The organism is Halorientalis salina, from assembly GCF_005049285.1.
GTDB lineage: Archaea > Halobacteriota > Halobacteria > Halobacteriales > Haloarculaceae > Halorientalis > Halorientalis salina.
This window is the reverse complement of record NZ_SOSC01000004.1, coordinates 1-12,712: the sequence shown is the minus strand read 5'-3', so window position 1 is coordinate 12,712 and position 12,712 is coordinate 1. Positions and strand designations below refer to the sequence as shown.

The 12,712-nt window shown below is 66.5% G+C and carries 16 protein-coding genes and 1 pseudogene; 8 read left to right on the top strand and 9 right to left on the bottom strand.

The window, feature by feature from the left end; all coding sequences use genetic code 11:
* Positions 1-80 precede the first annotated feature (80 nt).
* Positions 81-230, bottom strand: coding sequence for a hypothetical protein (locus E2481_RS18680; protein WP_169302411.1), 150 nt, complete (start codon positions 228-230; stop codon positions 81-83).
* Between the two features lie 160 nt (positions 231-390).
* Here E2481_RS18680 and E2481_RS09370 point away from each other — a divergent pair, with 160 nt between their 5' ends.
* Together E2481_RS09370 and E2481_RS09365 are read left to right on the top strand one after the other, a co-directional pair.
* Entirely contained in the window at positions 391-1,575 is a 1,185-nt protein-coding gene (locus tag E2481_RS09370; protein WP_136716882.1) for an inorganic phosphate transporter, read from the top strand.
* 42 nt (positions 1,576-1,617) lie between these two features.
* Complete coding sequence (locus E2481_RS09365) at positions 1,618-1,863, top strand: hypothetical protein (protein WP_136716881.1); 246 nt, start codon at positions 1,618-1,620, stop codon at positions 1,861-1,863.
* Between the two features lie 4 nt (positions 1,864-1,867).
* On the opposite strand, the gene E2481_RS09360 is transcribed toward E2481_RS09365, so the two are convergent.
* Complete coding sequence (locus tag E2481_RS09360) at positions 1,868-3,574, bottom strand: histidine kinase N-terminal 7TM domain-containing protein (protein WP_136716880.1); 1,707 nt, start codon at positions 3,572-3,574, stop codon at positions 1,868-1,870.
* A gap of 66 nt (positions 3,575-3,640) precedes the next feature.
* The gene (locus tag E2481_RS09355) at positions 3,641-5,062 is read right to left on the bottom strand and encodes a hemolysin family protein (protein WP_136716879.1); all 1,422 of its coding nucleotides are present in this window, start codon (positions 5,060-5,062) and stop codon (positions 3,641-3,643) included.
* A gap of 149 nt (positions 5,063-5,211) precedes the next feature.
* Here E2481_RS09355 and E2481_RS09350 point away from each other — a divergent pair, with 149 nt between their 5' ends.
* From E2481_RS09350 to E2481_RS09340, 3 genes are read left to right on the top strand one after another with little or no spacing between them, the layout of a single operon-like run.
* On the top strand, positions 5,212-5,496 hold the full coding sequence (locus tag E2481_RS09350; RefSeq protein WP_136716878.1) for a glutathione S-transferase N-terminal domain-containing protein: 285 nt from the start codon (positions 5,212-5,214) through the stop codon (positions 5,494-5,496).
* Between the two features lie 5 nt (positions 5,497-5,501).
* Positions 5,502-6,032: a redoxin domain-containing protein gene (locus tag E2481_RS09345; RefSeq protein ID WP_136717146.1), complete on the top strand. Its 531-nt coding sequence runs from the start codon at positions 5,502-5,504 to the stop codon at positions 6,030-6,032.
* Positions 6,033-6,071: 39 nt separating this feature from the next.
* Positions 6,072-6,650, top strand: a complete 579-nt coding sequence (locus E2481_RS09340) for an L-threonylcarbamoyladenylate synthase (RefSeq protein WP_136716877.1) — start codon at positions 6,072-6,074, stop codon at positions 6,648-6,650.
* 3 nt (positions 6,651-6,653) lie between these two features.
* Here the strand turns inward: E2481_RS09340 and E2481_RS09335 are convergent, their stop codons facing one another.
* From E2481_RS09335 to citZ, 4 genes are all read right to left on the bottom strand, one after another.
* Positions 6,654-7,079, bottom strand: a complete 426-nt coding sequence (locus E2481_RS09335) for a hypothetical protein (RefSeq protein WP_136716876.1) — start codon at positions 7,077-7,079, stop codon at positions 6,654-6,656.
* Complete coding sequence (locus E2481_RS09330) at positions 7,076-7,417, bottom strand: MarR family transcriptional regulator (protein WP_136716875.1); 342 nt, start codon at positions 7,415-7,417, stop codon at positions 7,076-7,078. The genes E2481_RS09335 and E2481_RS09330 overlap by 4 nt, the downstream gene beginning before the upstream one ends.
* A gap of 67 nt (positions 7,418-7,484) precedes the next feature.
* Positions 7,485-7,868, bottom strand: coding sequence for an FAS1-like dehydratase domain-containing protein (locus E2481_RS09325; RefSeq protein ID WP_136716874.1), 384 nt, complete (start codon positions 7,866-7,868; stop codon positions 7,485-7,487).
* 32 nt (positions 7,869-7,900) lie between these two features.
* Positions 7,901-9,037, bottom strand: a complete 1,137-nt coding sequence (citZ, locus tag E2481_RS09320; RefSeq protein ID WP_136716873.1) for a citrate synthase — start codon at positions 9,035-9,037, stop codon at positions 7,901-7,903.
* 205 nt (positions 9,038-9,242) lie between these two features.
* Here citZ and E2481_RS09315 point away from each other — a divergent pair, with 205 nt between their 5' ends.
* On the top strand, positions 9,243-10,478 hold the full coding sequence (locus E2481_RS09315) for a potassium channel family protein (RefSeq protein ID WP_136716872.1): 1,236 nt from the start codon (positions 9,243-9,245) through the stop codon (positions 10,476-10,478).
* Here the strand turns inward: E2481_RS09315 and E2481_RS09310 are convergent.
* The gene (locus E2481_RS09310) at positions 10,475-10,741 is read right to left on the bottom strand and encodes a DUF7536 family protein (RefSeq protein ID WP_136716871.1); all 267 of its coding nucleotides are present in this window, start codon (positions 10,739-10,741) and stop codon (positions 10,475-10,477) included. The genes E2481_RS09315 and E2481_RS09310 overlap by 4 nt on opposite strands.
* A 123-nt stretch (positions 10,742-10,864) precedes the next feature.
* Between E2481_RS09310 and E2481_RS09305 the strand changes: the two genes are divergently transcribed.
* Together E2481_RS09305 and E2481_RS09300 are read left to right on the top strand one after the other, a co-directional pair.
* Entirely contained in the window at positions 10,865-11,821 is a 957-nt protein-coding gene (locus E2481_RS09305; protein WP_136716870.1) for a succinylglutamate desuccinylase/aspartoacylase family protein, read from the top strand.
* A 252-nt stretch (positions 11,822-12,073) separates the two neighbouring features.
* A complete protein-coding gene (locus E2481_RS09300; protein ID WP_136716869.1) occupies positions 12,074-12,532 on the top strand; it encodes a hypothetical protein in 459 nt (152 codons plus the stop codon).
* Positions 12,533-12,597: 65 nt separating this feature from the next.
* On the opposite strand, the pseudogene E2481_RS09295 reads toward E2481_RS09300, so the two are convergent.
* A pseudogene (locus tag E2481_RS09295) lies at positions 12,598-12,712 on the bottom strand (IS630 family transposase); the annotation flags it as partial.

Sequence of the window (12,712 nt, the reverse complement as noted above, 5' to 3'; positions counted from 1 at the left end):
CCAGACGGCCCGCTTGCCCGTTGCCCGACAGCAAAACCGGATACCGTCCCCCACGACCGCACGCTATCCGGCGACCCCGGCTACCAGTCGGCGCGTTCGATGCGATAGCCGCCACACTCCGGGCACACCTGCCGTCGCATCTCGTACCCGGCCTCACACTCCTGGCATTCGTAGTCGATGCCGCCATTCTCTGTCGTTTTCGTCAGTTGCTTTATTCGATCGAGTACCATTCGTCCCCCACCGTCGTGTTACTCACTGTGACCATCCACTGGCATAATGATTCGGGTGTACCGTGCCTGTAATTAACTCTCATGCTATGGCTGCGTTCGACCGGACGGCGACGACCGTGTCGGCAGGTTATTACCGATGCCGACGATACCGACGCAACGAATGGTAGCCGCAGGGACGATCGCGACGTTTCTGGTCGCCGGCGGGGCGAGTCTGTTCATGGCCTGGGCCATCGGTGCCGGATCCTCGGGGTCGACGCCCTTCGCCCCGGCGGTCGGAGCCAACGCCATCTCGGTGATGCGAGCGGGCTTTATCGTCGGCCTGCTCGGCCTCGCTGGGGCGGTCCTTCAGGGAGCCAACGTCACCGAAGCCGTCGGGCGCGAACTCATCCGCGGCGTCACGCTGTCGGCCACCGCCGCGACGGTCGCGCTCATCACCGCCGCGATCCTCGTTGCCATCGGCGTCTTCGCCGGCTACCCGATCGCAACCGCCTTCACCGTCACGGGCGCCGTCGTCGGCGTCGGCCTGGCGATGGGCGGTGCACCGGCCTGGGCGAAATACCAGGAGATCGTCGCGCTCTGGATCGCGACGCCCTTCATCGGCGGCTCCATCGCGTACGCCACCGCCCGCGCGCTCCGGAACGAGCGGGTCGCCGAGCGGTTCGCCGTGCCCGCCCTCGCCGCGCTCGTCGGTGCCATCCTCGCCAACGTCGAGTTCGTCCTGCTCGGCCCGCCCGGCGAGGCCGCCTCGCTCGCGAGCACTGCAGCCACCGCCGTTCCCTGGTTCTCCCCGACCGTCGCGTCGCTGGGAGTCACGCTCCTGTTCGCGGTGCTCGTCGGCCTGGCACTGTTCGCCGACATCCGCGGGGACCCCGAGGCCGGACAGCGCCACTTCCTGCTGGCGCTCGGCGGCCTCGTGGCCTTCTCGGCCGGCGGGAGTCAGGTCGGGCTGGCGCTTGGCCCCCTCCTCCCGCTGCTGGACCCCTTCGAGATCCCGATCGTCGCGGTGTTGCTCGGCGGCGGTCTCGGCCTCCTGCTCGGCTCCTGGACCGGTGCGCCGCGCATGATCAAGGCCCTCGCGCAGGACTACTCGGCGCTCGGTCCGCGGCGCTCCATCGCCGCGCTCATCCCCTCCTTTGCCATCGCCCAGACCGCCGTCTTCTTCGGCATCCCCGTCTCGTTCAACGAGATCATCGTCAGCGCCATCATCGGCAGCGGCTACGCGGCCGGCGGCAGCGACGTCAGCGGCTCGAAGATGGGCTACACCGTCCTCGCGTGGGTCGCCTCGCTCGTGCTCGCCCTGGGCGTCAGTTACGGTGCCTTCGCCGCCGTCGACCTGGTCCTGTGACCACCCAGTACCCTTTTCCTGTCCACGTCCGAACCTGTCGCTATGCGTCTCATTCCGTTCTGTGACACCCCGCTCCAGTCCCTCCTCGTTGCTACCGGTGGCGGCATCGCCGGTGGGTTCTCCGGGCTCGCGCTCGGCCTCGGGCCGGCTGGGACCGCGCTGCTGGCCGGCGCGCTCGCCGGCCTCGGCGACGTCTCGGCCCACCTCGTCCGCGGCGACGAGCAGTTCCGGGCCGCGCTCGGCCACGTTCGGCAGGTCCTCGGCGGGTCTCCGTCGGAGCCACGTTAGTCGGCTACGACTCCGCCGACTCCCGCTTGACGGCCGCGGCCTGCAGCGTGAGCGTGGCCGTCGTCCCGCGGTCAGTCACTGTGAAGCCGAGCGCACCGTTCGATCGCATCGCAACCCAGTTGACCAGCCACAGGCCCGCGCCGCTACTGTGTTCGAGCGCCGTCTCCGACAGCCGATCCAGCACCGTGACCTCGTAGTCTGGGATCCCCGGTCCGTCGTCGGCCACGGCGACCTCGACCGTCCCGTCGGTCCGTTCGACGGACACAGCCACCTCCGCTGGCCCGTCGTTGTGAACGACGGCGTTCTCGAGGAGGTTCCGCACGGCCACACTCAGGTCCTCGTGTGCGTCGACCCACGCCTCGTCGTCCCCCGTCGTCTCGATGGTCGCGTCGGGATACCGGTCGCGCATCTCGGCCTCGATGTCCTCGACGAGCGCCCGCGCGTCCATCGTCACCAGCGCGCAGTCGTCCTCGATGAGCCGCATGATGTGTCTCGCCTTCTCGCTGGTGGCGGCGAGTTCGTCACACCGGTCGAGGATCGTCTCGGCGAACTCGGCGCGACGGTCGTCGCTTCGCCGGTGGATCTCCTCGGCGCTCCCCCTGATGACGGTGAGTTCGTTCCGGATGTTGTGGCGGACGATCCGGTTGTGGACCTGTCTGTGCAGGTCGAGTTCCTGCTCGCGGCTCTTCAGCGCGGTCACGTCGCGCAGCACGATCAGCGTCCCCGTCGGTGCCCCCCGGTCGGTGATCGGTGTGGTTGTCGCTGCCAGGTGTTTGACGGCCCCGTCGTCGAGCACCTCGATGTCCGTGGTGCCGTCCCCGTCGCTGCGGTACTGGGCGAGCAACCCCGGATAGTCCTCGAACACCGTCGACACCGACTGCTGGACGGGATCGCATTCCAACAGCGACTGGGCGGCCGGGTTCGCGTCGACGATGCGATCGTCGCCGTCGACCGTCAGGACCGCGTCCGGCATCGTCTCGACGGCCGTCCGCCGGGCGATGGGGACCAGATCGAACAGGCCGTAGCGAAACAGTGCCAGTCCCCACACGCCGCTCGCCAGGAGGAATCCGACCGGCGTCACGTCGACGTACGCCGGGAACGGCCACGGCCCGAACTGCCTGAAAACGAAGTCGAACGCCCCGAGCGTGGCGATGGCCCACGCGACCAGCAACAGCACCACCTGCTGGCGGTGGACCCGGCTCGAACCGGGAACCTCCCGGACGAGGAGGCCGGCGGCACCGGCGCTACACGACAGCAGATACAGGGCGTGTACCGGATACCACGGGCCGAACCCGAGCTGGAGCCCTCCCTGTGTTACGTGTGTGCTGGCGGCGTACACCAGGTGATGCCACCGGTTCGTCACCGCGAGCACGACCGTGCAGGCGGGTACCACCAGTACGGCGGCGACTCGCGTCGAGAACAGCCGAATCCGCCGCCCCCGGACGAACTCCACGGCCAGCAGCGCCCACCCCAGGATCGTCACGTTCGCGGCCACCAGCTGTCCGACCGCCGAACCGTAGGCGAGTCCGGGGTCCCGAACGAGGACTCGGAGTCCGCTCGCCAGCGACCAGCAGCCGACCCCGGTTACCGCCACGACGAATCCGCGGACCCCCGGTTTCCCCCTGTGCCTGAGTGCGACGGCGACCAGCACGAGCGCCGGGATCGCGACGCTGGCCAGTCCGACACCCGCCACGTCCGCGGTCCCGACCATTCCTACCGGCAGTTGCTGTATCTATATTGATAAGTACTCCGCCTGAATCGGTCGCGAAAACGGCCGTCACTCGGTTCTGGCTTCCTCGGTTTGGGGTTCGTCCCCGTCCCCGTCCCCGTCCTCTCCCTCGTCCCGCTCCGTCGGTTCGAGTTTGCGAGTGACGCGGGCTTTCATGATGCGGGTGTTCTCGACCTGCTCGACGCGGATGTCGACGCCGTCGAACTCGATCTGCTCGCCCTCCTCGACGAGCCGACCCGCGCGGTTGAAGATGAAGCCGGCGATGGTCTCGAACTCCTCGCCCTCCGGGAGGTCGATCTCCAGGGCCTCGTTGACCTCCTCGATGTTGACCTCGCCTTTGACGACCGCGGTGTCGTCGGTGAGGAACTCGATGGGCTCTTCTTCCTCGCCTTCGAGGATCTCGCCGACGATCTCCTCGGTGAGGTCTTCCATCGTGACCAGTCCCTCGGTCGTCCCGAACTCGTCGATGACGACGACCATGTGCAACCGATTGTCCCGCATCTCCGCCAGCAGGTCGTCGACGTTCTTGGACTCGGGGACGTGCAGCGTCGGCTGGATGAGGTCGTCGAGTTCGATGTTCTCGGCGTCGGTCGACCCGTAGTTCAGGTCTCGCACCAGATCGCGGATGTGCACGACGCCGATGATGTTGTCGAGGCTGCCTTCGTACACCGGAAGGCGCGCGTGGCCGCTCTGGACGCAGGTCTCGATGGCTTCCCCGACGCTCGCGTCGTCGGGCACGGCAGTCATGTCCAGACGCGGCGTCATCACCTCCTTGGCGATGGTGTTGTTGAAGCGGAGGGTGCGCTGGAGCATCTCGCGTTCCTCCTCGTCCAGCACCCCCTCGCGCTCGCCGGTCTCGATGATGTCCCGGATCTCCTGGCGGGTCACGTACGACGTTTCGATGGCCGACTGCCCGCCCGTGATGCGGTTGACCTGCTGGGTGAGGAAGTCGAAAACGACGATCAGCGGGAACAGCACCCGCTCTGCGAACTTCAGCGGCCGGGAGATGCGCAGCGCCCACGACTCGGTGTTCTCGACGGCGTAGGACTTGGGCGCGCTCTCGCCGAACAGCAGGACCAGCGCCGTGATCCCGAACGTCGAGATGGCAACCGCCATGCCCTGGCTGAAGTAGATGGCGAGCAGCCCCGTCGTGATGGAGGTCATCGCGATGTTGACCAGGTTGTTCCCGACGAGGATCGTCACCAGCAGTCGGTGCGGGTCCTCCTTGAGCTGCTGGAGCGTCCGTGCGCCGGGGACGCCGTCGTCGGCGAGTGCCTCCACGCGGTGGGCTGCCAGCGAGAACATGGCGATCTCCGAAGAGGAGAAAAACGCCGACAGCACCAGCAAGAGCAGGACGAACACGACCCCGATACCGGTGACGAGGCTGTCGGTGAGCGCCACGCCGAGCACTTCAGTGACTAACGGTGTCGGGTTCGAGAGCAGTACGGTGGCAGCCGAAGTGACGGCCATTAGCAGTCAGACTTCACCGCCGTCGGGATTAAGACTTGTCATACCCACAAAGGGCACTCCCTGGCCGCTCCGCTGCCGCCCCCGCTCGGCCGTGTGTCCGCCTTGCACGCCCGAAGGGCTTACCGGGCGTTCGCCCCAAGGGACCAGTGATGAGCGATCCAGCGATCACACTCTACCGGTTGCAGGCGTGCCCGTTCTGCGAGCGCGTCGTCCGCAAACTAGACGAGTACGACCTCGAGTACCGCTCGCGGTTCGTCGAGCCGATGCACTCGGACCGGGACGTGGTCAAGCGCATCTCCGGGAAGCGGACCGTCCCCGCCATCGTCGACGAGAACACGGGCGTCACCATGTCCGAAAGCGCCAACATCGTCGCCTATCTCGACGGGACCTACGGCGACGAGGCCGAAGCCGCGGCCGCCGGAGGGGCCGACTGATGGTGATGGGACTGGACTTCGAGGTGGTCGATCTCCCCCCGGCCGACCACCCCGACGTCGGCGAGCAGGCCCCCGACTTCGAGCGCCCCCTCGTCAATCAGGAGTACTGGGAGGACGCGGCTCTCTCCGATCTCACCGCCGAGGGGCCCGTCCTCCTGCTCTTTCACACCATGGACGGGGCCTTTCCGACCACGTATATGTGGAACGAGATTCGGGATCGGAAGTGGGGACACCGTCCCGATGACGAAGACGCCGGCCTGCAGGTCGTCGGCTGTTCAATCTCGTCGGCCTACGAACACAAGACGACCATCGACGAGCGGGAGATGGACTACCGCCTGTTCTCGGACCCGCAAAACGGCGTCGCCGAGCAGTACGGCATCGCCCACGAGCTGGACGGGATGGCCGGCGTCAGCGAACCCCGGCCGGCCGTCTTCCTGCTGGATTCGGAGCGGGTCGTCCAGTACGCCTGGGTCGCCGACACCTGGCCCGCGTTCCCCGACTACGACGAGATCGAGGCCGAACTGGACGCGCTCTGAGGGGCAGGTTTTTCGCTCCGGACCGCCGACTACCAGGCAATGACCGACGCCGACATCGACGCCGCCGCCGACGCACTGCGGGCCGGCGACCTCGTCGTGTATCCCACCGAGACCGTCTACGGCCTCGGCGCGGACGCCACCGACGCCGACGCCGTGTCCCGCGTCTTCGAGGCGAAGGGCCGCGATCGCGACAAACCAGTCTCGCTGGCCGTCCCCGACGCCGAGACCGCACTGGAGTACACCGCTCCGACCGCCCGCGAACGACGGTTCATGCACGAGTTCCTCCCCGGCCCCGTGACGCTCGTCGTCGACCGCAAAGAGATGGTTCCGGACGCGCTCACTGCCGGCAGCGACCGCGTCGGCGTCCGGGTCCCCGACCACGACCTCGCCCTCGAACTGCTCGACGCGTTCCATCCGATTACGTCGACGAGCGCCAACGTCAGCGGCGAGGGGAGCGTCCGCGACCTCGACGAACTGGGCGAGCAGGTCCGCGAAGCCGCGGCCGTGTTGCTCGACGGCGGGCAGACGCCCGGCGGCGGGAGCACGGTCGTCGACGTCGAGGCCGGCGAGATCATCCGACGGGGCGCGATGGCCGACGACATCGAGGACTGGCTCTAGATCTTACTCGACCAGTTGTTCGGGTACAGGATGGAGATACGGTAACAATTCGCCAAGGGCAGCAGTGAGGACATCGCCGTCCAGTTGCCCGATCCAGAACTCGATATCGTCGGGTTGTGGTGAGAGGATACTCCAGGGAATCAGATAGCTTCGGTGTGTCGTGCCGCCATCGAGCCACGCTTCCTCAGTCACCTCGACGAGTTGATCCGCATACCAGGTTCGGGTCGTCAACGAAAGCCCGATATACTGTTCGCCAGCGAACGGATGGTCCGGAGTGTTGGCGATAACAACCGGTCGACCTGGTAGTGATTCTTCGTCAGCGTTGTCTCGCTCTCCGCTTTCTTCCGAATCGAATTTGAACGGGTCGAGACACCAGACGACAGTTCCCCGGTCGAGAGCGGTGGGGTCGAACTCGTCCGTCTCCGTCATTCGTCCCCGTCTTTCGGCCGCCAGTCTGCGGGGTCTTCGGTTCCGAACCGCTCGTCGAGGAACTGTAGCGTGCTGCTCAATCCCTCTGCCTCTCGAATCCGCTCGGGGTCGCCGATCGCCCAGTATGCCCCCTTGTGTCGGACGAGTTCGCGCTCTTCGAGACGCGAGAGCACGGGGCCGATAGACCCCCGTTTGACGCCCGCACCCTCGGCAACCTCCGCCTGCCGGAACGCCGTATCGGCGTTCCGAGCCAGGAACGCGAGGACGCGCTCGGGGTTCGTTCGACCGCCGAGTTCCTCCTCGTCGGCGGCGTTGAACTCCTCGATATCTATGGTCATCGTCACGAACGTAGGCGCTACGATGTATTAAGGTATTCGTGTATTACTGTACTGCCGTCGACTGGTGTCAGTCGTAGATCCGCCCCTCGCCACGGGCGGTCATGACCACGTCGCCGTCTTGATTCGTACAGGTGATGTCCCCGACGATTTCGAGGTAGCCGTCGGCCTCGGCCACCTCGGTACACTCCCACTCGCAGGTGACGGTGTCGCCGGTGTAGACCGGCCGCTGGAAGTGAAAGTCCAGCCGACTCGCCAGCACTTCGAGGTTCCCGCCGATCTTCGTCGGGAGCGTCGCCGTCAGCAGTCCGTGGACCAGCAGCCGCCCGTCCTCGTCGGGTTCGGTGTGGCGCGGTTGGGTGTCTTCCGAGACTTCGGCGAACGCCCGCACGTCCGCTTTGGTGAAGGTGCGTTCGACGGTGAACACGTCGCCCTCCTGGGGTCGCTCGGTCATAGAAAAAACGGTTGTTCGGGATCGCTTGCGACTTACCGCTCGTCGACCGGGACGAACTCCTGCTCGTCCGGACCGATGTAGCGGCCGCGCGGGCGGATCAGGCGGTTGTCCTCGTACTGTTCGAGGATGTGGGCGATCCAGCCGCCGACCCGAGACATGGCGAAGATTGGGGTGTAGATGTCGACCGGGATGCCCATCTGGTAGTACGTCGAGGCCGAGTAGAAGTCGACGTTCGGGGCCAGGCCCTTCTGCTCGCCGATCCACTCCTCGATGTCGGTGGAGTACTCGAACCACTTCAGCGAGCCAGCGGCCTCGCCCAGCGCCTTGGACTTGTCCGACAGGATGCGGGCGCGCGGGTCCTTGACGTTGTAGACGCGGTGGCCGAAGCCGGGGACGCGCTCGCCGGCGTCGAGTTTGTCCTTGACCCACTGGACCGGTTCTTTCCCGCTCTCGTCGAGGTCGAGCAGCGCCTCCATGACGTCCTGGTTCGCGCCGCCGTGGAGCGAGCCCGAGAGCGCGCCGATGCCGGCCGGGATGGCCGAGTGGAGGTCCGCGAGCGTCGAGGAGACGACCATCGAGGAAAAGGTCGAGGCGTTCAGTCCGTGGTCGGCGTGCAGGACGAGCGCCATGTCGAAGGTTTCGGCGAGCACCTCGTCGGGTTCCTCGCCGTTCAACATGTACAGGAAGTTCTCGGCGTGGTCCAAGTCCTCGCGGGGCGCGACGGGGTCCTCGCCGTCGCGCAGTCGGGTGAAGGCCGCGATGATGGTCGGAATCTTCGCCGTGATGCGCCGACCCTTCCGGAGGTTGGCCTCCCGGTCGGTCGGCTCGGCGTCGGCGTCCGGGTCGTAGGCCGACAGGGACGACACCGCGGTCCGCAGCGCGGCCATCGGGTTCTCCTCGGCCTCGGCGAGCTGTCGGACCGTCGTCAGTACGTTCTCGTCGAGCTGGCGCTCCGTCGCCATCTCCTCGGTGAACGTCGCCAGTTCCTCGCTGTCGGGAAGGTGACCGTGCCAGAGGAGGTACAGGACCTCCTCGTAGCTGGCCTCGCGCGCCAGATCGTCGATGGAGTAGCCTCGATAGATGAGCTGGCCCGCGTCACCATCGATGTAGCTGAGCTCCGACTCGGCGACCAGAACACCCTCAAGCCCTTTCTTGAGCTCGTCGGACATACGTCGGGCTTTAGGACCTGCCGCTAAAAACATTATTATCCGTGGCAGATAGCTTACCGCTACAGGGCGCCAGGATTGATCGTATGTCCATTCTTTTACGGAACGGCGTCTAGATATTTGGAACATTTCACGCCTTCGGTGACGTGTCCGTCGCGGCGGCCGGTGGCGGACAACGTTTTTGTCTCGCCACCGTGGAGCTAGGACGATGGCAGCCGACGACGTCGCCTACGAGCCCGTCAGCGTCAAGGAGGTGCTGGCGGAGATGAAAGACACCGCCGAGCTGCTGATCGACCTGTCGTACTCGGCGGTGTTACTCGGTGATGACGAACTCGCGGAGGAGGTCCTCGAACTGGAAACCAGAATGGACCTCCTCCAGATGCGCGCCCGTATGAGCCTGCTGATGGCCGCGCGCAACCCCGAGGACGCCGAAGCGCTCGCGCCCGTCCTCGGCGTCGTCGGCGCTGCGGAGAAAGTCAGCGACGCGGCCGGCGACATCGCCAAGATCGTCCTGGAGGACATCGGCCTGCCCGACGCGATGCGTGCCGCGCTCCCCGAGGCCGTCGAGACGCTGGTGCGGGCCGAGATCGCGCCCGACTCCGCCTTCGCCGACCGCTCGCTGGGCGACATCAATCTCGAAACGGACACCGGGGTGCGTGCCCTCGCGGTCCGGCGGCAGGGCGAGTGGCTGTTCAACCCGGACGCCGAGACGACGCTCCGGCGGGGCGACGTCGTCCTGTTCCGCGGTCCAGAGGACGGCATCGCCACCGTCTACGCCGATGCGGCCGGGGAGTCGTACACGCCGCCGGACCCGCCCGAACCCGGGATCGACGACCTCGAACGGGCGGTCGACTCCATCGTCCACATGAAAAACATGAGCGAACTCGCCGTCGACCTGGCCTACGGCGCGGTGCTGTTCGACAGCGACGAGGTCGCCGAGGAAGTCCTCGAACTCGAAGCCGAGGTCGACGCCCTCCAGTCCCGGTTCGAGGCGTGGGTCCTGCGCGCGGCCAGCCGCATCGACGACCCCGTCTCCCTGCGCGGGCTGGTCCACCTCGCGAACGCGACCGAGGTCATCAGCGACGCCGCCCTCGAAATCAGCGAAGGGGTCCTCCGCGGCCTCGGCACCCATCCGGTCGTCGCCGAAGCGGTCAAAGAATCCGACGAGGTGATCGTCAGACTGACCGTCGCTCCCGACAGCGCCCTCGACGGCGTCACCCTCGGCGGGCAGATGGTCAAAACCGAGACCGGGATGCGCGTCATCGCCGTCCGCCGGGCACGCGGGGGACGCGACCGCCTCGACCGGAACGGGAGCAGCTGGGTCGTTTCGCCCGGTCCCACGACTGAACTGACAGCCGGCGACGTGTTCATCGCCAAGGGCACCCGGTCGGGAGCCGGGCGGCTGGCGGATCTGGCCGGCGACGACGCGGACGTCGAGGACTAGAGTTCTTTCGAGAGGCGATAGGCGGTCCGCATCGTCAGTACTGCGGTCGCGATCCCGCCGATGCCGACCGCGAGGACGAACGCCAGCATGACGTAGTACAGCGGCGAGCGCGTCACACCGGGAATCACCACGAAGAAGACGAACGTGGCGACGGTAAAGGCGAGGCCGAACCCGAAGCCCCGGCGCGCGTTCCGCGGTACTTCCAGTGCCTCGACGAACGCTGCCGTCCCGCTGGCCCCGTCGGCGTCGGTGTCCCCGGACACGGCCGTGCGTACGGACGGTGTCGTAAAAACCGCGTCGGTCCGGGGTGGACGGGACACTCCCGGTTCCGGCAGGAGAGACGGCTATCGAACCGCCTAAGAGCATGGGGGCGCGGGATGGATACAATGACAAGTCTCGGCACGGCGACCGCAGCCCCGGGTGAGGTAGACACGGGGCGGTTGTTCGTCGGTGAGGCCCGCGACGGGACCGAGATCGGCCTGCCGGTCGCGGTCGTCAACGGTGCCGACAGCGGGCAGACGCTCTATCTACAGGCGGCCAGCGACGGCGACGAATTGAACGGCGTCGGCGTCATCCGGCGCGTCCTCCCACAGCTCGATCCCGACGAGATCGCCGGCACGATCCTCGTCGTCGGCATCGTCAACTACCACGCCTTCCAGGTCGCCGAGCACCGCAACCCGGTCGACGACACCAAGATGAACCGGGCGTACCCGGGCGACGAGAACGGCACCTCCAGCGAGCGCATCGCCGCGGCCACCTTCGACGCCGCAACCCGCGCCGACCTGATTCTCGACCTCCACCAGGGGTCGACCTCACGGATGATCGAGGAGTGTCGCGTCCGCTGTGGCACGCGCCACCGCCTCCACGACGACTGCCTCGAACTCGCGAAGGCCTTCGGCTGCGGCCACATTCTCGACCAGAAAGGCCCCGACGGCCAACTCGCCCGCGCCGGCCCCGACGAGGGCATCCCCACCATCGACCCCGAACTGGGCGGGTGTGTCGGCTGGGACGACCACTCCATCGACGTCGGCGTTCGCGGCGTCAGGAACGTCCTCGACTACTACGGCTTCACCGACGGCACCCACGTTCCCGACCCCCAGACCCGCGCGCAGGGCTTCGAGCAGTACGGGTCGCCCACCGGCGGCCTCGTCACCTTCCATGCCGAACTGGGCGAACGCGTCTCCCGTAACGATCTCCTGTTCGAGGTCACCGACGTCTTCGGCGAGCGCAAAGCCGAGATCACCGCCGACTCCTCGGGCGTGTTCTGGCGCACCCGCCGACTCCCGCAGGTCGCCACCGGCGAGTACGTCTGTTCTGTGGGGACCGACCTCGATAGCTATTAGACCACCTTTTTCTTCGTCGGGTCGCGCAGGGCGCGACCCCTCCTCGAAAAAACTGGACCAAAAAAGGCCGGACGCTCGCCTGCTCACGGGCTTCGCCCGTTCGCTTCGAGGCGCTCCCTACAGTCGCGCCTCGCCCGCCTCGCGTCCGGGGAACCGCGCGCCGCTGGCGCGCGGATGCTCGTGCTACCGTATTCCCTTCCCCATACTAATCAATAATAAAACATTTATAATCATCAGAAAAACGGAGGCTCGATGGATACCGACCGGGGGTGGCGGTACGTCGCTATCGGACTCGTTCTCGTGCTCGGCGCGTGGTGGGGGCTCGGACAGGTCCAGGTCAACGACGTGACGTACGTCCACACCGTCACCGAAACGCACGAGCAGTTCGACGCGTCCGAACCCGGTCACCTCCGGTACGAGAACCTCTCAGACCGCGGGAAGCAGGTGTTCGACCGAGCGCTCGACGAGGAGGAGTACGCCGTCGACACCGAAGAGGACACGGCACCGGAGTTCCAGTATGTGACCGACAACTCCGAACCCGGGAGCGGTCGCTACGTCGTCCAATACCAGGGAGACAACTACTCAGTCCGCACGTCTGAACGGACCGATTGGGTCCTCGGATCGATGCTCCGGTTGGGGATCACTGTCGCCGGTCTCCTCGGCGCGCTATTTCTGGTCAGCGGAGTGGTGACACTGTATCGCGCCGACTGACGCCACCGAAACGCTGCGCGATGGTGGCGACGGCGCTTAGTAGTGTTTCAAACCTATAGTAGACACTAGAAGTAATTGCTCACTTCTGGAACGGAAAGCTGACCGAGAGCGGTGTCGATCGCTGTTGTAAGATCGTCGAGCGAGTCAAAGAACCGGTTGCTGAGTGCCGCTTGGAGCTGT